Here is a 24,610-nt window from a genome sequence, read left to right as displayed (position 1 = left end):
CCCTCATCAGGGTTGATCTGTTTTTATTTTAATCTAATATCTGAAACGGATGCTCCCGATGGAATCATAGGGAATACGTTGTCCTCTTTTTCCACTTTTACCTCCAAAAAGTATGGGTCTTTGGATGCCATCATTTCTTCCACTGCGCCCTCAAGATCTGTGCGTTCTGTAACCCTTCTTGATTTGATATGGTATCCTTCCGCGATTTTTACAAAATCTGGATTGGTCATTACCGTGGAAGCATAGCGTCTATCAAAGAAAAGTTCTTGCCATTGACGCACCATTCCCAAGTGATCGTTGTTCAGGACCACAATCTTTACAGGTACATTGTGCTGGAAAATTACACCTAACTCCTGAATGGTCATTTGGTAACCACCGTCACCGATGATGGCCACTACTTCGCGATCCATAGCGCCCATTTTGGCCCCTATGGCTGCTGGAAGACCAAATCCCATGGTCCCCAGACCACCTGAGGTTATATTGCTCTTTGATTGCTTGAACTTGGCATATCGACAGGCAATCATTTGATGCTGTCCCACATCGGAAACAATCACAGCTTTTTGATCGGAAGCCACATTGATTTGCTCAATCACCTCTCCCATGGTCAATCCTTCTTTGGTCGGATGAATATCTTTATTGATCAAGGTATCGTATTCGATTTGATACATTTTATCAAACTCGGCCTTCCATTCCTTATGCTCTTTTTTATCGAGCATTGGGAGTATCTGCCCCAAAGTTTCCTTTGCATTGCCCAAAACAGCGACATCCACTTTTACATTTTTGTTGACCTCAGCTGGGTCTATCTCAAAATGAATGATTTTGGCCTGTTTTGCGTAGGTGTTCAAATCCCCCGTCACACGATCATCGAAACGCATTCCGATGGCAATGAGCACATCGCATTCGTTCGTCAACATATTGGGGCCATAATTCCCGTGCATCCCCACCATACCCACATTCAGCGGATGGTCGGTATCCATAGCGGACAGCCCAAGAATGGTCCACGCGGCAGGGATTCCCGCTTTTTCCACTAAAGCTTTCAATTCTTCTTCTGCCTTGCCTAAAATGACACCTTGACCAAATACGATATACGGTTTCTTGGCATTGTTAATCAATTCGGCTGCCTTTTCAATAGCAGAAATATCAGGTTCAGGGACAGGCTTATAACTCCTTACCCCAGTACATTTTTCATAAGTGAAGTCCAATTCGTCGAACTGGGCATTTTTCGTGATGTCTATCAAAACCGGACCGGGTCTCCCTGATTTGGCAATATAGAATGCCTTCGCCATGATTTCCGGAATCTCTTCGACTTTGGTAATCTGGTAATTCCACTTGGTCACAGGTGTGGAGATACCTACGATATCTGTTTCTTGGAATGCATCCGACCCCAAAAGACTTCTAGTTACCTGCCCCGTGATACACACCATGGGAGTGGAGTCTATCTGTGCATCGGCTATCCCCGTTACCAAGTTGGTTGCACCTGGCCCAGAAGTTGCCATGGCAACCCCTACTTTTCCGGTAACCCTAGCGTAGCCTTGGGCGGCATGTGTAGCCCCTTGTTCGTGACGCGTCAGAATGTGGGTCAGTTTGTCTTGAAACTTATATAATTCGTCATAAACGGGCATAATGGCACCGCCTGGGTAACCGTAAATCAAATCCACTCCTTCTGCTAGCAAGCAATGGATAATCGCCTCAGCACCAGTAATCCTGATGGCTTTTTGACTTTTACTATCTTTTTTTTGTGCTTTTAATGTCTCCATAAGCTTATATTTAGGGAGATACCCCTATCATAATTGTTAAAACAAATCGGTAACACAGCCTTTTGCTGCTGATGATACCGTTTTGGCATATTTGTACAAGCTTCCTGATTTTATTTTCAATTCAGGTTGCTTCCATTCTTTTCTTCGTTGTTCATACTCTTCGTCCGAAATGTTAATATTGATGGTATTTTTGACGGCATCAATGGTAATTTCATCTCCATCTTTTACCAAGGCAATTCCACCACCTACTTGTGCTTCGGGGGAAACGTGTCCCACTACAAATCCGTGGGAACCACCAGAGAATCTTCCATCAGTGATCAAGGCTACATCTTTTCCCAGTCCAGCACCCATGATGGCAGAAGTGGGTTTCAGCATTTCGGGCATCCCTGGTGCTCCTTTAGGCCCTTCGTAACGGATGACCACTACGTCCCCTTTTTGGACCTTGCCAGTATGGATACCTTCGTTAACAGCAACTTCGCTGTCAAAAACACGAGCTGTTCCTGTAAATTCAAGCCCTTCCTTACCTGTGATTTTGGCCACAGCCCCTTCAGAAGCAAGGTTACCATATAAAATACGGATATGACCTGTTTCCTTTATAGGCTGCTCTTTCTTTCTGATAATATCTTGACCTTCTGCCAAATCCGGGGCGTCCAACAAGTTTTCGGCCAAAGTTTTTCCTGTGACCGTCATACAATCACCATGAAGCATACCTTCTTTCAGCATATATTTCAATACCGCTGGAACCCCTCCTACTTTGTGAAGGTCTTCCATCAAATATTTTCCACTTGGCTTTAAATCAGCCAACAATGGAGTGGATTCACTGATTCTTGTGATGTCTTCCAGTGTAAAATCAACCTCAGCTGCGTGTGCTATGGCCATAAAGTGAAGCACTGCATTGGTCGATCCTCCGAGTACGGTCACCAACCTAAATGCATTTTCCAAGGACCTTTTGGTCACGATGTCCCTTGGTTTAATATCTTCTTTTAGCAAATGGTACAATGCGGCACCGGAGGCTTCACAATCTGCTTGCTTTTTGTCATTTACAGCCGGAATGGAGGAGTTGAAAGGCATGGACATGCCCATCGCCTCAATGGCAGACGCCATGGTGTTGGCGGTGTACATACCCCCACAGGCTCCAGCTCCTGGACAGGCCTTGTGGATGACTTCTTTATATTCTTTCTCATCAATAGCTCCGGCCACTTTTTGTCCGTACGCTTCAAAAGCTGAGATAATATCCAGTTTTTTGTTGTTGTGGCAGCCTGGCGCAATAGTTCCTCCATATACTAAAATGGATGGACGGTTCAACCGCAATTGGGCCATTAATGCCCCGGGCATGTTTTTATCACACCCCACCACGGTTACCAATCCGTCGTAACTCATAGCGTGGATAACTGTCTCAATGGAATCCGCAATGATGTCCCGTGATGGCAGAGAGTAACGCATTCCAGGGGTCCCGTTCGATATCCCATCACTTACCCCAATGGTATTGAAGATAAGCCCAACCAAATTAGAGGACTCCACTCCTTTTTTTACATCGAGGGCCAAATCATTGAGGTGCATATTGCAAGGATTGCCCTCGTACCCTGTGCTCGCTATTCCGATTAAAGGTTTTTGTAAATCTTCGTCTGTTAGCCCAATCGCATGCAACATGGCCTGAGCGGCTGGCAGCGTTGGATCTTGAGTTACTTTCTTACTAAACTTGTTTAATTCCATTATCAAATTTCATTCAAATACAGTATTCTTCTGAATATATACCGTAATTCAAAGATAAATGTTTAAAAAGCCCTAGATTTTTAACAGTTGGTGGCTGTTTAAATCCACTGGAAACATAATAAACATAATTTACTGTATTTCAGTTTTTTAGGTTGATTAAAATTCCAATATTCAATTAATTTTATTACAATAAAAAAGGCCTGTATCGTGTGGGATACAGGCCTTTTCAGTCAATAACAAGTCTGTATCACTCCATTTCTGGAATAATCACGACCTCGATAATGACTTGTTTATTTACTTTCATAGGTCAATGTTACGAAAAATATTATGAATTAGCATTGAGCAAGTAAGATATATTATCAGACTAGCTTGAATACTAGTTCATCCCCATATTTTTTCTGTGCAAGTACCGAGATGGATTCCTCGCTCAATTGAAGTATCCGGGGATACCCCCCAGTGGTTTGGCCATCCTTCATTAAAATAATCATACGGCCTGCGGGAGTCAATTGTATGGTTCCTGGAAGGGTTCCGGATGTCAACATGGAGTGCGAATGTCCCGTAATCAATTCAGATAGCTGATAGGCCATTCGGTTGTTTTCCTTGGAAACGGAATACGGCTTTGAAAATATTTCCGTGAGCTGACCGTCGGACAACAATGAAAACTCAGGGCCTTTGTACACTTTTAAAATGGTATTTTCAAAATGTTCTTCAATCTTCACTTCCGAAATTTTGGGTTCGTAATCCGTTGTTGCCGCATAAGGCACATCATCCCCATCCTTAAGCCGAGACGATTTGGTTACCGGATAAAATTGAGAGCGGCTATCGAGTACCCTTTTTGATTGAAAACCACCTTTGACGGCTAAATACCCCCTAAATCCTTTCTCCAAACGGCCATAGGACAGGATATCCCCTTTGCCAATTTTGATCACGGTATAGTTATCAATGGGCTCGTTGTTCAACGTGGCCACAATATGGGCTCCTGACAAACTAATATACGTATCGGTATCAAATTGTAGTGTAGGACCAGTCATCGTGATTTCCAGTACGGCATCATTCTCGTCATTTTCCAGTAAAAGATTGGCTTTTTTTACCGATTCCACATCCATGGCACCCGCAATGGGCACCCCGATATCCCGATGACCGAACCGCCCAAGGTCTTGGATGCTTAAATAAAGACCTGCTTTCAATACTTTAAGCATTCAGCACAACTTTTTCGGGTTCGTAAATACCAACTTCGCCTTCAATTTTATGAAGTTCATATTCGGCTTTGGAAATGCTCTCGAACTGTATTTTATCCCCTACCTTCACAAAACAAGGATGCTCTTTGCTTGGGTCGAACAAGTCCACTGGGCAATTACCAATGATATTCCAACCTCCCGGTGAATCCTGCGGATAAATACCTGTTTGCTTACTGGCCAAGCCTACCGAACCTTTCTGGACTTTTAACCTTGGCTCACCTCTACGGGGAATCTCCAAAGAAGAAGGAAGTCCGCCCAAATACATAAAACCGGGCAAAAAACCGATGCCATACACCACATATTGATGCGATGTATGCTGTTCAATGAGTTCCTCGATAGATAAACCCAATGTCTTGGAAGTTTCTTCAATATCCATTCCAAATTCAAGGTCGTAGCATACCGGCAACGTCCATAAGTGTTGGACACGTTCCGTTTTGGATTTGGCCTGTCGTTCTTGACAATCCAGAATCATGTTTTTGGTCTCCTCAAAATCGATATGGTCTTGGTTATAGACCATCGTCAAGGAATTATAGGCAACTGACATCTCCCAACCAGGGATTTTCAGCTCCTTGAAAGCGTCCATAAAATCGAGGATATCCGCCAAAATGGATTCACTTACCTTTTCGGGCCATTCCACTAAAACAGCTCGTTCTCCGAAAGGTTTGATGCTGATGGGGTAACTTTTCACTTTGCTATTTGCACCTTATTTTGGGGTAATGCCCTAGAAAGATACGTTAATATTTTTAATGCAGAAACCGTATCGCCATGAATGCAAAGCGTATCTACTTGAATGTTGCTCGCTTTGCCATCAATAGTAAACACCTTACCTTTTTTAATGATGGGCAATATGTGTTGTAAAACAGCTTCAGGATCTTCGATCAAAGCGTTTTCCTCTTTTCTGGAAACAAGGGATAAGTCGGCATTGTAATTGCGGTCCGCAAAGGCCTCAAACCAGATTTTAAATCCACGTTCTTCCGCTATTTTTGCTACTGCTGAATCAAAAGGAACATAGAGAATGGCCTTCTCCTTGTAAACTTCAATAGCATCCAAATAGACCATTGCCAACTTTTCGTCCTTTGCCGTTTGATTATACAAGGCTCCATGTGCTTTGATATGATGCAAAGGAATTCCTTTCCGTTTTAAAATGTCATCAAAATCAGACAATTGCTGCTTAATACTTTGTATTAGATCTTGGTGGGAAATATCCATCACTTCCCGGCCAAAATTGGCTTTATCGGGGTATGAGGGGTGCGAACCCACCTTTAAATTGTGTTTTTTAGCGAGTGAAGCTATCCTCAACATGGTTTTCGTATTACCTGCATGACCGCCACAAGCAATATTGCAGGAGCTTATGAAAGGAAAAATATCGGCCTCATTGCCAACTCCCTCACCAACATCACAATTAATATCTATCTTAAACTGATTCATCAAAACATTCCGATTGCCCCTAAATATACTTTTTACTCCAAGAAATATAGCAAATGCTATCAATGGCTACTCCAAAGGGATTCTAAACTAAAGAATTCCTGATTTTAAGGCGATTAAATTAAAAAGGATAAATGGACAAAACATGTATTTCATCCGAAAAAGTGCATTTCGTCTAAAAGTGAAATGCCGTACATCGAATTTTTATACTATTTCAAAAATCTGAAAGTTATAATAGTCCCAAATCATACTTAGACTTAAACCCGACAAAAACTTATGACATGTAAGGATTGTGGCAAAGACATCAACCCCCAACAGTTTAAGGATTCGAAAGAGTCTTTAGGTGTAGCGCTTTGCGAACGACATACGAAACTCATCAAAAAAGTAATATTGGACAACGACACCCCGATTGAAGCCATCCATTTATTTTTTGCTTTGAAAGCTGCTGGTGTCCACCCCATGTTGGAATGGTGGGATGGTAAAAAATCTGTTGATATTGCCATATCACGTGTCAAACTCAATATCGAGATTGACAAGAACAACAACATGATTACCCACGAACAAGCCATAAACGACTTAGAAGAGGCCATGCATTCCTTTAAAAATGGATTTACCACCATCAGGATTCCACATTTGGCCATTAAATATTATCTGGACGAAACCGTGGAAAACATTTTGGGCATCATCTCTGGTTTAAAGGCAAACATCAAGGCCATTTAGTTACAGAACTGAATGCTGTTTTCTTTTTTGGCCTGTTTGTATTCCAAAATATTGATGACAACAATATCCTCGCCGATATTTTCCAGATCGTTGACATAGTTTTTGCCTCTGTTTTCGAAATACTCGGTATCGCCTTGATTTAGTTTAATCATATCGATTTTACCATTCCCATATCGGGTTATGAGTAAGCCACCTGTTGTGCACACCCAGGCATAATTGGTATTGTGCTTTCTAAAATCAAGTCGTTCACCTGGAAGAAGATAAAGGTCCCAAAGTTTGATGCTCTCATCTTCAAAAACCAATCTATTGCTCAACGACTCTTTGATGTTTTGATGCAGCAACTCATCAATCTTCTCCTGCTCCCAAGGGTCAAAATTCCCCATTGGGTTCAACTCCACAAATTGCATGTTCTCTAATTTTCTGAAAATCGTGCGAAATTAAGGTTCAAAATTCTAATTAACAGCGAGTTAATCAATATTTAACGTAATAATTGAATATCTTTCCAAATAAGTTAACTGTATTGTGAATTTGTTCAATAACAGTAGACTTAACTATTTCTCCCCAATTATCGATTCATCAATATTTTTATATAATTTGGGAGAAACAACCAAACCAACCATGAAAAAAATTATCCTTGGAATCCTAGCCCTAATCTTGATCATTGCTGCCATATTGATATTCAAAACCTTATCGCTTAGTTCCAAACAAGTTGACCCCGAACCGCTGGCAACAATGAAGTTTCCTGAAATGGCTTTCCTGAACTTGTCCAAAGCTGTTCAATTCAAAACTATTTCCTTTAGTGAAGAAGCTATTCCCGACTCGACAGCATTTAATGGGTTCCATCAATTTTTGGAAGAATCTTTTCCCCTACTTCATCAAAATCTGACATTGGAAAAAATCAATGATTATAGTCTGCTCTATACTTGGAAAGGTAGCGATCCATCTAAAAAGCCAATCATACTCCTTTCACATCAAGATGTGGTGCCTGTGGACCTGCCAACCCTTGACAATTGGGAGGCAGGGCCGTTCGAGGGAATCATAACCGACAGCCATATTATCGGAAGAGGAACCATGGATGATAAAAGTTCCCTTATGGCACTCATGGAATCTGTTGAAATGTTACTTCAGGAATCCTTTGCACCAAAACAAACCATTTATCTAGCATTTGGACATGATGAAGAACTGGGAGGGGAACATGGAGCCAAAGCAATAGCTGCCCATTTGAAAGAAAAAGGGATTCATGCCGCAATGGCCTTGGACGAAGGTGGGTTTTTGGCCAAAAATATGGTTCCTGATTTTGACAAAACAGTTGCTATGGTAAACTTGGCAGAGAAAGGGTATGTATCCTTTAACCTTATTGTTGAAACTACCGGAGGCCATAGTTCCGCCCCACCAGAAGACAATACACTTGGAATGCTCGCGCAAGCAATCGTGGATTTAGAAAACAATCAGCTTCCCTATAAAATGGTAAAGCCCATAGATTATCAATTTGAATATATGGGGGCAGAAATGCCATTTTTCAAAAAATTGGCATTTGCCAATCCATGGTTGTTCAAAGGACCCGTTCTCAAAGCATTGAATGCCCATACTACCACAGCCCCCACAATAATCGAAGGTGGTGTGAAGGACAATGTGATCCCAACTGTTGGCAAGGCCACTGTGAATTTTAGGATTTTGCCCGGAGAAACCATTGAATCCGTAAGACAACATATCCAAAAGACCATTGGAGATGAAATAAAGGTTGAAACCACTGGTTTTGCCACAAATCCGTCCCCTGTTTCCAGCATTGACTCGGAAGCTTTCAAAAACCTTGAAAAAATCATACGTTCCGTTTTTCCAGAAGCAGTTGTTGTACCGGGTTTAATTGGTGGCGGAACCGATGCAAGGTATTTTTATGATATTTCCGATGATGTATACCGATTTTATCCTATTCGCATTGGTCCTGATAGTATGACAAGGTTTCACGGAATAGATGAGAAAATCAGAAAGGATAATTACAAGGAAATGATAATTTTCACCTATAATTTGATCAAAAGGTTCAATTAAAGTCAGCCCAACCAACCCTCGCGATCCAAACTACGGTACTGTATAGCTTCGGAAATATGGTTTTCCACCACCTGTTCGGATTGCTCCAAATCGGCAATGGTTCTGGAAACCTTTAAAATTCTATCGTAGGCACGGGCTGAAAGATTTAAACGCTGCATCGCATCTTTTAATAGATTTTTGGAAGACTCATTCAACTTGCAGAACTTCCTGATGTGCTTTGTTCCCATTTGGGCATTGTAGTGAATACCATCAACCTGTTCAAATCTTCTGGTTTGGATTTCCCGTGCCGCTTCCACCCTTTTTCTAATGACCACACTGCCCTCCCCTTTCCTGTCTTCGGATAATTTATCAAAAGGAACCGGGGTCACTTCAATATGAATGTCTATCCTGTCCAATAATGGCCCCGAGATTTTACCCAAATATCGCTGCATTTCCGCAGGAGAGGATGTCACTGGAGCATCGGGGTCGTTAAAATACCCTCCAGGACTTGGGTTCATACTGGCTACCAACATAAAACTACTGGGGTAGGTTACCGTAAACTGAGCACGGGCTATGGTCACTTCCCTATCTTCCATGGGTTGTCGCATTACTTCCAGAACCCGACGCTCAAACTCTGGAAGTTCATCCAAAAACAACACTCCATTGTGCGATAGTGAAATCTCTCCGGGCTGCGGATAACTGCCTCCCCCAACGAGGGCGGCAGAGCTTATGGTATGGTGTGGATTTCTAAAAGGCCGTTGGCTCATCAATCCCTTGTTCTTCACTTTTCCGACCACACTATGGATTTTAGTGGTTTCCAATGCTTCGTGAAGCGTCATCGGTGGTAAAATGGAGGGCAATCGCTTTGCCAACATCGTTTTCCCTGCTCCTGGGGGCCCAATCAAAATAATATTGTGTCCTCCCGCAGCCGCTATCTCCATACATCGTTTTATGCTTTCCTGTCCTTTTACATCGGCAAAATCAAACGCTGGAAAGTGTAGGTTTTCGTAAAACTCTTGTTGGGCATCAATCTTGGTTTGCTCCAAAGGAGCGTCCACATCAAAGAAATCAATGACTTCTTTGATATTATCCACACCGTAAACTTTCAATCCATCAACCACTGCGGCTTCGTTGGCATTCTCTTTGGGAAGAATAAACCCTTGGAAACCTTCTTCTTGTGCTTTTATGGCAATGGGCAAGGCCCCTTTGATGGGTTGCAGGCTTCCATCAAGGGAAAGCTCCCCCATGATCAAATAGTTTTCGATGTTCTCGGAGCGAATCTGGTCCGATGCGGCCAAAATACCTATGGCCAAGGTCAAATCGTAAGCGGATCCTTCCTTTCTCAAATCGGCAGGTGCCATATTGATGGTTATTTTCTTCCCTGGGATTCGATAACCGTTGTTCTGTAATGCAGCGGCAATTCGATAGTTACTTTCCTTGATGGCATTATCGGGCAATCCCACCAAATGATAGCCTATTCCTTTATCGATATTGACTTCCACAATAATGGTGGTGGCCTCAATGCCAAAAACGGCACTTCCGTAAACTTTTATGAGCATAAGGGTTTTCTAATTGAAAAAGACTGAAAAAATAGCCAATCCCTTTACAAAAAAGATCCCCCTTTTGACGAATGCCCCAATATGAATTGACGAATGCCCCTTTTGAATTAACGGAAGATCAAAACGGATTCAGCGGTTTCCTCTATTTCCTGTTGGTTCATCATCATTTTACGAAACTCTCCGTTGACATACATTTGGGCTTGATCATCATAGTGTTTGCTCAGCGGATTTCCAGATTGGCCTGTGGGCAATATGCTGATGCTGTTCTCCACATCGGAAAAGTCGATGATCCTACGGGTTGATGGCCCGGAGTTTACTTTGTAAAAACCTGTGCTATCGTAAGGAAAAGCAAGGTTGTTGATAACTTCACGGGTTCCATTGACAGGAAACGGCCCCACATTAAAATACTTACGAAGCGATGCCACCTGACCAAATGGGTGCTCATGCTCCAAGGTATGTACTTTGTCCCATGTCCATTGGCTGGAATCTGGACCAAAGTCTTCAACAAGGGAATTCCAAGCGTCGGAAAAAGACTTTATGACCATTTCCTCCCGCGTTTCCACTACATCGGGAGTATTAATGTTGTCCCACCATTTTCCGGTCTCCATTTTACCTCCCCATGCAATCTGTCTTTTAAAAAGGTGGGTCGACAGAAATTGGTTGAACATCTCTGGCCCCAATTCGTCTTCCATGGTATTCTTGACCATATAATAGAGTGCTCTATGGTATAAGGTCGGGCTTGTACTCGTCAAAGAATATTTTCCATTCCAGTTTTTCAAAGAATCCACCATTACCAATTGTTCATTGTTCAAATGTGTGACATCGAACAGTTTGATCAATTCCGTGATCAATTCCGTATTCACAGGGGATGTATCATCCAATATCATTTCTGATATGGACTCCTTGTCCCAGTCATCCTTGGCATCCAGTAATTGAACAATGCGTTTTGCCCTGTTTTCCGGCAAATAGTACCCCGGATAAAGCATTCCTGCAATCGAATCTGGTTGATTATTGGCGGAATACACATAGTTCCAAGGTGGATTCTCCGCCATGGGGTTTTCCGAGAAATCCAGATAACGCAACGGTTCTTCATTCCCTGATGCCCCATCCAAGATAAACTTGGTGGACAGGCTATCGGGCATCTCGTAAAGTTTGGCCGTGGCCCACCAAGCAACATTCCCTTGGGCATCACCATACATGACGTTGAGTCCTGGCGCATGAATGTTGGGCAGGGCACTTTTAAACTCTTCTATATTGGTCGCATGACTCAATCCGAACAAGGCATGCAATACCATATTCGTGGGTTTGGTATATATCCAAGACATGGCCACTGGTCGTTCTCCGGAAATTTGATCTGCAATATTGTTCAAGATAGGGCCATGATGTGTTTTCTTGTAGGTAAACGTAACATCATCCCCATCTTTTACTTTAATGGTCTTGTTTACAAATTCATAATTTTCCCAACCTTCAGCGGTTTTGTATTGGGTACTATCGGAAGGATTGGTTTCCTCGTAATAAAAATCAATATCATCGTTCTCGAACATGGTAAGGCCATAGGCCAAATTCCTATCATGACCCAACAAAGGAAACGGCACTCCCGCGAGATGGTATCCATATTTTTCATAGGTCGGAGTGCTCACATGGGCCTCGTACCATACTGAAGGTTGGGCAAAGCCAATATGCGGGTCGTTGGCAAAAATCACTTTTCCGTTTTTTGTCTTCTTTGGTGCCACCACCCAGCTATTACTCCCTTCAAACTGTGGGATGGGAAGTTTTTCAAGGGCCGAAGTGACACTAGCGGTAATATTGGTGCCCAAAGTATCGGTTTCTTCCCCTTTGTGGTTTTTTATCCATACGGTGGAAGTATCCGAACTTACGGCCAGCTCCCTTATATAATCATCCCCTAACTTATTGCGCATACTCGTCAATAAGGGGTCGGTTTTATGGGCCATGGCAAAACTGAAGGCCATATATCCTACGGCATTGTAAACATCTTCAATGGTAAACGGCTCTTTTTCAATACCGGTCAAATAAAATTCGATGGGTGTTGGTCCTTGTTTAATGAACTCGTTGATTCCATCCAAGTAAGCTTGTGAAAGTGCAATGGTTTCGCTTTGCTTATCAAGATTGGAAATGGTTGCTTTAGTATGGTCATCTATGCCCAAAGAGAGGAAGAACTTATCCGTCTTGACCATATCCTCCCCAAAAACCTCGGAAAGTCGTCCTTTGGCCACCCTACGCAGGAGTTCCATCTGCCATAATCTGTCCTGCGCATGCACATAGCCCAACACTTTAATCGCATCCTTTTCGTTTTGTGCATAAATGTGTGGAATCCCATAGGGATCAAAATACGTGGTTACTTCATCGGATATACCAGGCAAGGATTTTTTCCCGCTATAATCAGGTTTCAAGCTATTGATAAAAATGGCAATGCCAATAATTACAAGTAAAAGCAGTCCTGCGAGCGCAAGGAGAATCTTTTTGTACTTTTTCACGAGAGATGATGGGTTATTAAGTCAATAGACCATCCCAAGGTATAATTAATTTCTTAGATGGTTGAAAAAATATGGACGAATAATCAACTATTTGTTGATGGAAAGATGGTGTTTCTCCAATCCGGATTTCAACCACTGCTCATAGGTTTCAACATCAACGTATTGTACCGCCTCGTTTAGGATTTCTAAATTTGGGGATAGCAGTACGTAGTATGGTTGTGATGCCGCGTTAAAATTGATGGTTTGAAATGTCCCCCATTTTTGACCTATGGTCTCAATGGATTTTACACGCCCTGAATCGTATTTAAAATCGAATTGCTCGGATTCGGGAAGTTCCTTTCTATCATCCACATAAAGCGAAATCAACACATAATCCTCTTTGAGGATTGGATACACTTTGGAATCGCTCCAAACGTTCTCTTCCATTTTCCTACAGTTCACACAAGCCCAGCCCGTAAAATCGAGCAAAATGGGTTTGTTCACCTCTTGTGCGTATGCCACACCTTCTTCAAAATCCTTGTAACAATCCAATCCCAACGGACAATCACTCTCTGTTTCCACAACACTGTAAAAACTAGGTGGAGGGAATCCGCTCAACAGTTTTAGATTACTGATATTGAACAACCCAAGGACCAAATACACGGTAAAAGCAAAGCTTACCAAACCAACTATCTTCCTAGCTGGCGATAAATTTTTCTTGGGTCCATCATGCGGAAATCCAAATATTCCAAAAAGGTAAAGTGTCATCAAAATGAAGAGCACCACCCAAATACCCACAAAGATCTCTCGTTTAAAAATGCCCCAGTTACCCACCAAATCGGCATTGGACAAGAATTTGAAAGCCAAGGCCAATTCCAAGAAACCAAGTACCACTTTCACAGTGGTCATCCAACCACCGGACTTGGGCAAGGAATTCAACCAAGCCGGGAACATGGCGAACAAGGCAAATGGCAAAGCCAACGCCAAACCAAAACCGACCATTCCGGAGGTTAAATTAGTAGCTACATTACCTTCTGCCAACGTGGTACTTCCCAGAAGTCCGCCCAAAATAGGACCTGTACAAGAAAAAGATACAATGGCCAAGGTCAATGCCATGAAAAAGATACCGAGCCCACCTCCCACTTTGGACGAGGCGGAATCCATCTTATTGGCCCAAGAACTGGGCAGCGTCAACTCGTAATACCCAAAGAACGAAAAGGCAAAGAATACAAATATGACAAAGAAGAACACGTTGAGCCAGATGTTCGTGGCTATCGTGTTCAATATCTGCGAGTCCACCGAATTGAACAAATGGAACGGCAAACTCAACAAGAAATAAATCAAAACAATAAAGAACCCGTAAAGCAAGGCATTACCGATACCCTTTGGTTTGTTCTGTGTTTGTTTGGTGAAAAACGAAACGGTCAATGGAATCATCGGGAATACACAGGGGGTCAACAAAGCAATCAATCCACCTATAAAACCCAGTCCAAAAATGACCCACAGATTGGATTTTCCTTCGGAATCCATAACCCCATCTTGGTTGAGCAGTTGTTTGTTCTTTAAATCCACTTTCAGGGATTCTCCCAAAGCCACACTTCGCTCATCCAAAGATGCCTCTTCGGAAACAAACCCGCTTCCGTCCAATGAAATTTGAAAATACTCATCAACGGGAAGGCAAACCTCCTTACATATTTGGTAAAAGAGATTCACTGAAACCTGGTTGATATCGAGATTCAGCAATTTAATTTTCTGAGTGAAAATAGCTTCTCCCTTAAAAAAAGTCTCCTCCACCTCGAAAATGTCACTGTACTCCTTTATGGTCTCGCTCTCTTCCGTTTTGCCGATGAGTTCGTAATCCTCTCCTGCCTTTTCAAAGGTAAACTCGCTGGGGAGCGAGCCGCCTTCAGCAGTGTACTGGGAATACACATGCCATCCATCCATAATTCTGCCCTTGAACACCAATTCGTATTCGGTATCGGACAACTTATGCACTTCATGGCTCCAAACTGCAGGATTTTCATCCGTTTGGGCGAATGTGGTTAGATTAATGAAGAATAATCCTAAAAAGAGAACCGATAATCTCATGTAAACTGCGTAATCTTTAGTATTTGCTTGGTCGAATCATCGACCTTGAATCGTTCGTCTGCACGTTTGCCCACAACCCAAACAATTTTGTTGTCCGAGCAGAGCAACCATTGTTTTTCCTTGGAAAGCACATCCAACTTCTCGTCCTTGAAGAATTTGGACAGCTTTTTCTTGCCTTGCATCCCAAAGGGATAAAAATAGTCGCCTTTTTCCCAATTCCTTAACACTAACGGAAAGTTTAACTTTTCCTTGTCCAAAAATACGACATTTTTGCCCTGTTCCTCTAGGGCTCCAACCTCTTCCAGCTTTAATTTAATGGGCAATTCGGAAGTGTCTATATCCAAAGAGACCGTGTATGTCCCTTTGACTTTATTTTTTATTTTGGACAGCATAAGACAATCCCTATCCTTGAGCAACTGATGGGTTTGGGAAAATACTTGTTTGCCGCTCATGGCAGTCAACAGATTTTTCACGTCGTTCCATTCTGTGAAGCCGTATTCTTTGAACAATCCATATAAATAGGATTCCAAAGGTTGCAGTTTTTGCAGTTCGGCAATAGGTATTTTGATGACACCGTCACTTTGCTCAAACAATTTGGCCCTTAATTCCCCCAAATGATGGTTGACCAAGTCATTGGTCTGCTGCAAATAATGCTGTGTATTGAGAAAATTCCGCAAAAAGGTGGGATGCAATTCCTTTAACGTGGGCACGATCTCGTGACGAATCTTATTGCGAAGGTATTTGGTACTGGCGTTGCTGCTATCCTCCCGCCAGCTAATATTATTGTTTTTGGCATAATCCAAAATTTCTTCTTGTGAAAACGACAACAAGGGTCGAACTACTTTTTCGTTCACTTCGGGAATTCCAGAAAGACCATCGATTCCTGTTCCACGGGACAAATTGATCAGGAAGGTTTCCAAACTATCATCAGCATGGTGGGCCGTCAAAACATAGTCAAAACCTTTGGTTTGCAATACTTCATCAAACCATTGATAGCGCAACTCCCTGGCTGCCATCTGTACGGACAAACGTTTTTTTTCGGCATATTGCTCGGTATTAAATCGTTTCACAAAGACTTCAACCTTTAATTTTGAGGCCAACTCTCGTACAAATGTCTCGTCGCCATCACTTTCCTCGTCGCGGAGGTTAAAATTGCAATGGGCCAAGGCCACATCCATTTCCTCAGCAACACATAAATGGGCCAGCACAACACTATCCACACCTCCACTACAGGCCAATAGAAGCCTTTGTCCTTTAAGAAAGGGCATTGCGCTGGTTGTATGCTGTTTGAACTTTGGGAACATGTTGCGAATTTACGAATAAACCTCAGCCTTCTTCCAAAACGGTTCGCATGGCTTTGGCCTTGAGCAAACATTCCGCATATTCCATTTCCGGGTCAGATTTTGAGGTAATGGCACTCCCCACGGAAAAGGACACATATCTTTTGGTGGCATTGTACAGAATACTCCTGATAACCACATTGAAATCAAAATCCCCATTTGGAGCAAAATAGCCAACAGCTCCACTGTAGAGACCACGTTTGGTCTCTTCCAATTCCTCAATGATGTTCATTGCCGATATTTTCGGGGCACCCGTCATGCTACCCATCGGAAAGGTTTCCTTGATCAATTCCAAGGGATTTTTGCCCGGCTGTACTTTTGAAACTATAGTGGAGATCAATTGATGTACTTGCTTAAAGGTGTACGGTTTACAAAGTTCTTTAACCTCAACAGAACCCTGTAATGCACTTTTGGATAAATCGTTACGGACCAAATCGGTGATCATGATATTTTCCGAGCGTTCTTTTTGATCTTGAGACAGTTCTTTTTTGATTTTTTTATCCTCCAATTCATCTTTCCCCCTTCGTGCCGTGCCTTTTATGGGTTGGGAAATCACTTTCTGACCTATTTTTTTGATGTACCGTTCAGGCGATGCACACATCAAATAGTTATCATCCAGTTTTGCGAAAGCTGCAAAAGGCGGTTCCGATATAGCGTTCAGTTTCCGATAGGTTTCCCACGGATCAATATCAACTTCCTCTGCATAAAACTCTTGACAAAAATTGGCCTCGTAAATGTCTCCCCTGTGGATGTGTTCCAGAAAACGATTGGCTTTATCAAAATAGGCATCTTTGTGGATACGCATTTTTATCTTGATGGAATCGCTCTGCTTGATAGATGATTCCTTTTGTTGGTAATTGATCATTTCCTCATAATCGGTTTCAATTTCATCAGCAAAAGGCTCTAAATAATTAAAATGAAGCTGTCCGTTGGCAACAAAAATGAGTTTGTTGGGTTGAAAAAACTGTATGGTAGGAAAGTCCAGAGCATCCGTATTATGGGAAGACAAATTTTCCAGTTCATTTTTAAAATCATAGGAAAAGTAGCCAAACAACCAATCATTTTCATTTTCCAAAAAGGTACCCAAGCCTTCTGCCGTTTGTAGCCTTTGTGATACTCCAACAGCTAGACAGGCTTCAAAACTGGAATAGGGGTCTTCGTGCGAATTGCCATCCAACCAAACCGCGTCTTCAAAACCTCTGGACCACTCGAATAGGGCTTTTTTACTTTGTAAAAGGGAATCTATCTTAAAAGAACGTTGTGTTCGCAATACCTGTTATTTTAACGAATCCAAAAAAGTTTCCAATGCACTTTGGTGTTCATTTTTCAAATCTTTGTCCAAAATGTCGTCCTCATCAAACGTATCATAAAAAGACGGCAAGGAGAAAGTGGCCACGACTTCCGCGCCAAACCTCGGCAGCATATTTTCAACTACCGCCAAAGAACCTTTCCCGCCTCGCTTTCCTCCAGAAGTGGACATTAACAGCACCTTTGTCTCTTCCAAAAACTTACGGTCCAATCGGGACAGCCAATCCAATACATTTTTGAAATAAGCAGATGGATTCCCATTATGCTCATTAACGGAAAGAACCAAGCCATTTGCACTATTGATTTGCCCATTCAATTCCTTCAATGAACTGGAATACCCTTCTGCTTTCTCAAGGTCTTCACTGAACACCGGAAAGGGGTGTTCTGCCATGTTGAGTATCTGAATATCATAACCTTGCACCAACGAAACGGTGTGTTTTACCAATTTAAAATTAATGGAAGTGGATGAATTGCTTCCTGCAAATGCTAAAATTGCAGCCATATCATAAAATTCTTGATTGTTTTGCTAAAATACCCCAATAGAAGGACAGATGCGACTATTTTGTATATTTTTGGCACGACGAACGTCCAAACCACTTGCAAAACAAGTATATAGGGTGAACATGAACCAGATGACAGCCAAAAGCAACAGGTTATTTTTTATCGATGCCATGCGGGCATGGGCCATTTTGATGATGCTCCAAGGGCACTTCATCGATGGATTGTTGGACCCTGTTTTTAGGGATTCCAGCAATACCATTTACAATATTTGGCTTTATTTTAGGGGAATTACCGCCCCTGTCTTTTTCACGGTCTCTGGTTTTATCTTTACCTATTTATTGATTCGGGTTCCACAAACTGGAATGGAAAACCCCAGGGTTTCCAAAGGAATTCGAAGAGGGTTGCAGCTTTTGGCCATTGGTTATTTATTGCGGCTGAACCTTGGTGGCCTTTTAAAAGGCCATATCTACAATGCTTTTTATCTTGTGGATGTACTGCATTGCATCGGACTATCCATTTTGGGACTTATCGGTGTTTATGTGCTTACGGCCAAAAAGAGAAAATATGTATTCCCTACCGTTCTTGTGATCATCACATTGGTGCTTTTCTTGTTTGAAAGGGTATATAAAGATTGGTCCTTTGCCTTTTTGCCCGATTTCTTGGCGAATTACTTTACCAAGGCCAATGGGTCGGTATTTACCATAATCCCTTGGTTTGGGTACACTACCATCGGTGCTTTTATCTCGGTACTGTTCACTAGATTCAAAAATTACAGGTATTTGTACCCTGCTGCCATTTCCATTGCTTTGGCGGTTGGTTATTTACTTATTTACCAGTCAACTGCAGCTTTTGCCGTATTATATGATTGGACCGGATTTGAATTCCTCAAATTGATTTTGTCCAACAACTATCTATTTATCCGCTTGGGGAATGTTTTTGTGGTCTTTGCCGTATTCATGATACTTCGCCAATTGATGACGAACAAAACGGTTTTAAAAATCGGGGCAAGCACGCTTTCCATCTACGTGATTCACTTCATTATCCTTTATGGAAGTTTTACCGGATTGGGCCTGTACCGGTTCTTCAATCATTCACTTGCTCCAGAAATTGCGATTCCCGGTGCCCTCGCTTTCATGGTTGCCTGTACATTTTTGGCCTTGCAATACAACAAATATGAAGCGGGCATCAAATGGCAAATCACTACAGGGGTTTTGTTTGCCAAGTCGCAGCTTATAGAATTGAAGGATGTTACCACCCCTTTACTCCGCGAGATTTTCATTAGGTTCCGACTTTTTCTACGTCGGGTATTGCGTACCGTTCGGAGCTAAAAAAGCATCCAATCCTAAGACTGAATGCTTTTTATATTTCTTGATTCTCTTTTTTTCTACCTAAACATGCAGTGCTCTGTCGTCGGTTGCCGCCAATGCAGCTTCTTTAACAGCTTCTGCAAAGGTTGGGTGCGCATGGCTCATTCGGGAAATATCCTCCGCAGATGCCCTAAACTCCATGGCTGTAACTCCTTCGGCAATCAAATCGGCACATCTCGCCCCGATCATGTGAATGCCCAATACCTCGTCGGTGTCCTTGTCGGCAAGAATTTTCACAAATCCATCAATATCCATACTGGCCCGGGCCCTACCTAGGGCTCTCATGGGGAACTGACCGGATTTATATTCCACACCTTCTTCTTTCAACTGCTCTTCTGTTTTCCCCACAGCAGCAACTTCCGGCCAAGTGTAAACCACACCGGGAATCAAATTATAATCGATATGTGGCTTTTGACCTGCCAAGATTTCAGCTACCATAGTGCCTTCTTCTTCGGCTTTATGGGCCAACATGGCGCCTTTTACCACATCGCCAATGGCGTAAATGTTAGAAACATTGGTCTGTAGATGTTCATTGACCTCTACTCTACCCCTATCATCCAATTTGACTCCGGCAGCTTCGGCGTTCAACCCATCTGTATAAGGCTTACGGCCAACACTTACCAAGCAGTAATCCCCTGTAATGGTTACCTCTTTACCTTTTTTATCATCGGCTTTTACGATTACTTCATCGCCTTTACGCTCCACGGATTTCACCTTGTGGGAAAGGTTGAACTTTACCTTTTGTTTTTTCATCACTTTGGTAAGCTCTTTGGACAATGCACTGTCCATACCAGGGATAATACGGTCCATGTATTCCACAACGGTCACATCAGCCCCCAAACGTTTGTACACTTGCCCTAATTCCAATCCAATGACTCCTCCTCCGATTACAATGAGGTGTTTGGGAACTTCCTTAAGCTTTAATGCTTCCGTAGAGGTAATCACTCTTTCTTTGTCAATATCAATAAAAGGCAAAGATGATGGCTTTGAGCCTGTAGCTATTATGGCATTCTTGGCCTCAATGGTTTCTTCCCCATCCTCTTTTGCAATATTGATGTGCGTGGCGTCCTTAAAGCTTCCCACTCCATGGTACACATCGATTTTGTTTTTGCTCATCAAAAACTCAATACCTTTGGTAGTCTGGTCCACTACGCCTTGTTTACGAGCTATCATTTGCTCTAGGTTCACTTTTATTTCCCCTGGAATATCGATACCGTGCTCCTCGAAATGCTTTACGGCATCTTCGTAATGGTGTGATGAGTCCAAAAGTGCCTTGGAGGGGATACAACCTACGTTAAGACAGGTTCCGCCAAGAGCGGCATACTTTTCTATTATTGCCGTTTTCATTCCCAATTGGGCACATCGAATGGCCGCCACATAGCCTCCTGGTCCGGAGCCGATGATGGCTACATCATATTGATTCATATTGTATTATTTGTAAGGATATTTGCTTAAAAACTGTGTTTCTTTAAAACAAGTGTAAAAATACAAATGTTTTTCGGGACAGTACCAATCAATTCTGTGGGAAAAGGTTAAGGATGATGGGTTATAAGGGTTAAGGAAAAAAACAAAGAAGGTTCTCGACTACGCTCGAACTGATGATTGGCAATCATAAACTATTTATTGATGATAACCCTCTGATTTCCGACTTCCGACTTCTAAATATGTACCGAAGGACTGTTCTTGACCTCATTGATCACAAAAGAGCTTTGGGTATTACCTATATTGGCGATGGCCGTAAGCTTGGTAACCATAAACTCGCGATAGCTCTTCATATCTTTCACATGGATTTTTAAAATATAGTCATAATCGCCTCCCACATGAAAGCACTCGGAGACTTCTTGGAGTTGCAATACTTCACGTTCAAACTTTAGGACATTCTCCTTGGTATGTTGCACCAATCGAATTTGGCAGAGTACCATAAAATCGCGTCCTACTTTTAATTTATCCACCAAGGCGGTGTATTGCGTAATTACTCCATTTCGTTCCAACCTACGAATGCGCTCATAAACAGCAGTTTTGGACAAATGCAAAGCATCCGCGTATTGTTTGGTGGTTTTTTTGCTGTCCTCTTGAAGCAATCTAATCAACTCAATGTCCACTTTATCCAGTTTCATGCCGACGAATTTTCTAGCCAATATGGCTAAAATCAACTTTTATAGATTATTTTCCTAATTATTTCAGTTTAAATGTCAAATAATCTTCATTTTATATTTACTGTTGATTTTATGTCTACACATTCCTAATTTTATCAAAAACGGTACATTATGGACTACAAAGCATCAGAACACATTCAAGACCTTCAATATTTTGGCGAATTTGGAGGTGTAAACCCCTCTATTTCAGATTCATCAACCTACACCTTTCTATCGGCAAAAACCATGTTCGATACCTTTGAAGGAAATACGGAAGGTTGCTATTTGTACAGTCGCCACTCCTCCCCTTCCAACCTATACTTGGGTGAGGCCATGGCACAACTGGAAGGAACGGAATCCGCCAACGTATATGCTAGCGGAATGGGTGCGATTACTGCGGTAATTCTACAATTGTGCGATTCAGGCGACCATATTGTGTGCAGCAGAACGATTTATGGAGGAACCTACGCCTTTTTGAAAAACTTTGTAAAGAAATTCAATATTGATGTTTCCTTCATGGACATTACCGATTTGGAAATGGTCACAAATTCCATTACACCTAAAACTAAGATGATCTATTGCGAAGCGGTTAGTAATCCATTATTGGAAATTGCCGACATTCCTTCGCTATCCAAAATTTCTAAAAAGAACGAAATGCCATTGGTGGTAGACAACACCTTTTCGCCATTGACCATCAATGCAGCTCAACTAGGAGCCGATGTTGTGGTTCACAGTCTGACTAAGTTCATTAATGGCAGTAGTGATTGTGTTGCTGGAGCGGTTTGTGCCTCTACCGATTTCTGTTTGAGCCTCAAAGATGTGAACAATGGCGCTGGAATGCTTTTGGGAAGTACTTTGGATAGTTTAAGGGCCGCTTCCATTTTGAAGAATATGCGAACGCTGCATATCCGAATCAAAAAGCATAGTGAAAATGCCCATTATCTGGCCAAACAATTCGAAAAAGATGGTTTAAAAGTGGTATATCCTGGATTGGAAAGTCATTCCGGCCACAATTTGATGAAGTCCCAGATGAACCATGAATATGGCTTTGGAGGTATGCTTACCCTGGATGTAGGTTCCGTGGAACGAGCTAATGCCTTAATGGAATTAATGCAAAAAGAAAAGTTGGGGTATCTGGCCGTAAGTCTTGGTTTTTATAAAACCTTGTTCAGTGCTTCTGGCACTTCCACCAGTTCAGAGATTCCTGAAGAAGAACAAAAAGAATTAGGTCTCTCTCAAGGACTTATCCGTTTTTCCATTGGTCTGGACAACGATATCCATAAAACCTATACCACCATGCGAAACTGTATGGAAAAGTTGGATATTTTGTCTCCGAACCCAAGTTTGGCATAAATACAAGGTATACGAGGTTTGCACAACATGGGGCAAAATCGTAATATTACCTTCTAACAAACTCAGACCAAATGCCGAACAAAGAGGAAAAATCAAAGTTTAGGGAAGATGAACACATTGTAGAAAATAAAGAACTGACCATCGCTGAAGCGCTCATTCCCGTTTTTGCCCTGGTTGCCATGTTGGCCTATAATGTTTATGTTTTTGGGGATGATGCCCTAAGTGGTTCCAACCAATTTATTCTTTTGATGGGTGGTGCTGTGGCCGCCATTGTGGGTTTCTTTAATAAAGTATCCTACAAACAAATGATTGCCGAAGTAGCGGAAAATGTTAGGTCCACCACTGGAGCTTTGCTCATCCTTTTAATGGTCGGTGCATTATCGGGTACTTGGTTGGTAAGCGGAATCATTCCCGCGATGATCTATTATGGTCTTCAAATATTGAATCCCACCATATTTTTGGCCGCCAGCGTTGTGATCTGTGCTATAATCTCCATTGCTACGGGAAGTAGCTGGACCACGGCCGCAACCGTGGGTATTGCATTGATAGGAATTGGTGACGCATTGGGCATTTCGTTGGGAATGACCGCTGGCGCTGTACTTTCAGGAGCTTATTTTGGAGATAAAATGTCCCCTTTGAGCGATACGACCAACTTGGCACCAGCCATGGCTGGTGGGGATCTATTCTCTCATATTCGCTATATGACCTATACCACAGTCCCGACCATTGTTGTTACTTTGATCGTGTTCATTATTCTTGGTTTCACTATTGACACATCTGGAGTGGCGGATACAAGCGCTCTTCTTGAGAATATCGGTTCCACCTTTAATATCAACGGTTGGTTGTTTATTGTGCCCTTGGTTGTGATCGGTCTGATCGTGAAAAAGGCTCCTCCATTGATGGCTCTTTTGATTGGAACCTTATTGGGCGGTGTGTTTGCCCTTGTTTTTCAGCCAGACATTGTGGCCAACATTGGTGGAGGTACCGCTTTAAATTTTGAATCCGGTTACAAAGGTATTTTGAATGCCATCACAGTGGATACGGCCATCGCAACCGACGACCCTGCCTTGAACGATTTGTTCTCTTCGGGCGGAATGTCAGGTATGCTGGGCACCATCTGGTTGATTGTCTGTGCCATGGTCTTTGGAGGCATCATGGACGGTATCGGAGCTTTGGAACGCATCACGGAATCGCTTCTAAAATTGGCCAAGACCACTTTTGGTTTGTTTGCCAGTACCGTGGGAAGCTGTTTGGCGTTGAACGTAACGGCATCAGACCAATATTTGGCTATTGTGGTCCCAGGTAAAATGTTCTCCAAAGCATACGAAGAACGTGGACTCGCTCCAGAAAATCTAAGTCGATCTTTGGAAGATTCAGGTACGGTAACTTCGGTTTTGGTGCCTTGGAACACTTGCGGGGCATACCATAGTGGTGTTTTGGGTGTTGGCGTGGGCGAATATGCACTTTATGCCGTTTTCAATTGGTTGAGCCCCATAATGACCTTGTTGTTTGCAGCTTTCAGAATTAAGATCAAGCAACTTGCCACAGCAACGGCTGAATAAATCTTTTTTGAACAATCATCACGCCCTGTCTCTTCGAGCGCAGTC

19 protein-coding genes are annotated in these 24,610 nt (G+C 42.4%); 5 read left to right on the top strand and 14 right to left on the bottom strand.

The window, feature by feature from the left end:
• Positions 1-23: 23 nt before the first annotated feature.
• From ilvB to pxpA, 5 genes are all read right to left on the bottom strand, one after another.
• The gene (ilvB, locus tag PY092_RS14330) at positions 24-1,757 is read right to left on the bottom strand and encodes a biosynthetic-type acetolactate synthase large subunit (protein WP_275616489.1); all 1,734 of its coding nucleotides are present in this window, start codon (positions 1,755-1,757) and stop codon (positions 24-26) included.
• 36 nt (positions 1,758-1,793) lie between these two features.
• Positions 1,794-3,470: a dihydroxy-acid dehydratase gene (ilvD, locus tag PY092_RS14325; RefSeq protein ID WP_275616488.1), complete on the bottom strand. Its 1,677-nt coding sequence runs from the start codon at positions 3,468-3,470 to the stop codon at positions 1,794-1,796.
• Between the two features lie 359 nt (positions 3,471-3,829).
• Positions 3,830-4,669 carry a 5-oxoprolinase subunit C family protein gene (locus PY092_RS14320; RefSeq protein ID WP_275616487.1) on the bottom strand — a complete coding sequence of 280 codons (840 nt, stop codon included), beginning with the start codon at positions 4,667-4,669 and terminating at the stop codon, positions 3,830-3,832.
• Positions 4,662-5,396, bottom strand: coding sequence for a 5-oxoprolinase subunit PxpB (gene pxpB / locus PY092_RS14315; protein WP_275616486.1), 735 nt, complete (start codon positions 5,394-5,396; stop codon positions 4,662-4,664). The genes PY092_RS14320 and pxpB overlap by 8 nt, the downstream gene beginning before the upstream one ends.
• The gene (gene pxpA, locus PY092_RS14310; protein ID WP_275616485.1) at positions 5,393-6,136 is read right to left on the bottom strand and encodes a 5-oxoprolinase subunit PxpA; all 744 of its coding nucleotides are present in this window, start codon (positions 6,134-6,136) and stop codon (positions 5,393-5,395) included. The genes pxpB and pxpA overlap by 4 nt, the downstream gene beginning before the upstream one ends.
• A gap of 273 nt (positions 6,137-6,409) precedes the next feature.
• On the opposite strand from pxpA, the gene PY092_RS14305 reads away from it, so the two are divergent.
• A complete protein-coding gene (locus PY092_RS14305) occupies positions 6,410-6,853 on the top strand; it encodes a hypothetical protein (RefSeq protein ID WP_275616484.1) in 444 nt (147 codons plus the stop codon).
• Here the strand turns inward: PY092_RS14305 and PY092_RS14300 are convergent.
• Positions 6,850-7,260, bottom strand: coding sequence for a hypothetical protein (locus PY092_RS14300; protein WP_275616483.1), 411 nt, complete (start codon positions 7,258-7,260; stop codon positions 6,850-6,852). The two genes, PY092_RS14305 and PY092_RS14300, sit on opposite strands and share 4 nt — an antisense overlap.
• A 211-nt stretch (positions 7,261-7,471) precedes the next feature.
• On the opposite strand from PY092_RS14300, the gene PY092_RS14295 reads away from it, so the two are divergent.
• Positions 7,472-8,899 (top strand): M20 family peptidase, encoded by a 1,428-nt coding sequence (locus PY092_RS14295; RefSeq protein WP_275616482.1) that lies wholly within the window; start codon positions 7,472-7,474, stop codon positions 8,897-8,899.
• A 2-nt stretch (positions 8,900-8,901) separates the two neighbouring features.
• Here PY092_RS14295 and PY092_RS14290 read toward each other — a convergent pair whose 3' ends face one another.
• From PY092_RS14290 to PY092_RS14265, 6 genes are all read right to left on the bottom strand, one after another.
• On the bottom strand, positions 8,902-10,437 hold the full coding sequence (locus tag PY092_RS14290) for a YifB family Mg chelatase-like AAA ATPase (RefSeq protein WP_275616481.1): 1,536 nt from the start codon (positions 10,435-10,437) through the stop codon (positions 8,902-8,904).
• 107 nt (positions 10,438-10,544) lie between these two features.
• Positions 10,545-12,932 (bottom strand): penicillin acylase family protein, encoded by a 2,388-nt coding sequence (locus PY092_RS14285; protein ID WP_275616480.1) that lies wholly within the window; start codon positions 12,930-12,932, stop codon positions 10,545-10,547.
• Between the two features lie 87 nt (positions 12,933-13,019).
• Positions 13,020-14,999, bottom strand: a complete 1,980-nt coding sequence (locus PY092_RS14280; RefSeq protein ID WP_275616479.1) for a protein-disulfide reductase DsbD family protein — start codon at positions 14,997-14,999, stop codon at positions 13,020-13,022.
• Positions 14,996-16,267, bottom strand: a complete 1,272-nt coding sequence (tilS, locus tag PY092_RS14275) for a tRNA lysidine(34) synthetase TilS (RefSeq protein ID WP_275616478.1) — start codon at positions 16,265-16,267, stop codon at positions 14,996-14,998. The genes PY092_RS14280 and tilS overlap by 4 nt, the downstream gene beginning before the upstream one ends.
• Before the next feature lie 58 nt (positions 16,268-16,325).
• Positions 16,326-17,609: an anthranilate synthase component I family protein gene (locus PY092_RS14270; RefSeq protein ID WP_275616477.1), complete on the bottom strand. Its 1,284-nt coding sequence runs from the start codon at positions 17,607-17,609 to the stop codon at positions 16,326-16,328.
• A gap of 6 nt (positions 17,610-17,615) precedes the next feature.
• Entirely contained in the window at positions 17,616-18,149 is a 534-nt protein-coding gene (locus PY092_RS14265) for an NADPH-dependent FMN reductase (protein WP_275616476.1), read from the bottom strand.
• 130 nt (positions 18,150-18,279) lie between these two features.
• On the opposite strand from PY092_RS14265, the gene PY092_RS14260 reads away from it, so the two are divergent.
• Entirely contained in the window at positions 18,280-19,476 is a 1,197-nt protein-coding gene (locus tag PY092_RS14260; protein WP_275616556.1) for a heparan-alpha-glucosaminide N-acetyltransferase domain-containing protein, read from the top strand.
• Positions 19,477-19,536: 60 nt separating this feature from the next.
• Here PY092_RS14260 and lpdA read toward each other — a convergent pair whose 3' ends face one another.
• Both lpdA and PY092_RS14250 read right to left on the bottom strand, forming a co-directional pair.
• Entirely contained in the window at positions 19,537-20,940 is a 1,404-nt protein-coding gene (gene lpdA, locus PY092_RS14255) for a dihydrolipoyl dehydrogenase (RefSeq protein WP_275616475.1), read from the bottom strand.
• Positions 20,941-21,173: 233 nt separating this feature from the next.
• Positions 21,174-21,632 (bottom strand): Lrp/AsnC family transcriptional regulator, encoded by a 459-nt coding sequence (locus PY092_RS14250; RefSeq protein ID WP_275616474.1) that lies wholly within the window; start codon positions 21,630-21,632, stop codon positions 21,174-21,176.
• 150 nt (positions 21,633-21,782) lie between these two features.
• On the opposite strand from PY092_RS14250, the gene PY092_RS14245 reads away from it, so the two are divergent.
• The gene (locus tag PY092_RS14245; protein WP_275616473.1) at positions 21,783-23,003 is read left to right on the top strand and encodes an aminotransferase class I/II-fold pyridoxal phosphate-dependent enzyme; all 1,221 of its coding nucleotides are present in this window, start codon (positions 21,783-21,785) and stop codon (positions 23,001-23,003) included.
• Between the two features lie 71 nt (positions 23,004-23,074).
• Positions 23,075-24,565 (top strand): Na+/H+ antiporter NhaC, encoded by a 1,491-nt coding sequence (gene nhaC / locus PY092_RS14240; RefSeq protein ID WP_275616472.1) that lies wholly within the window; start codon positions 23,075-23,077, stop codon positions 24,563-24,565.
• Positions 24,566-24,610: the final 45 nt, after the last annotated feature.

Source organism: Flagellimonas yonaguniensis, from assembly GCF_029193885.1.
Lineage (GTDB): Bacteria > Bacteroidota > Bacteroidia > Flavobacteriales > Flavobacteriaceae > Flagellimonas > Flagellimonas yonaguniensis.
Note: the sequence above shows the minus strand (reverse complement) of the source record. Positions and strands in the feature narration are given on the sequence as shown.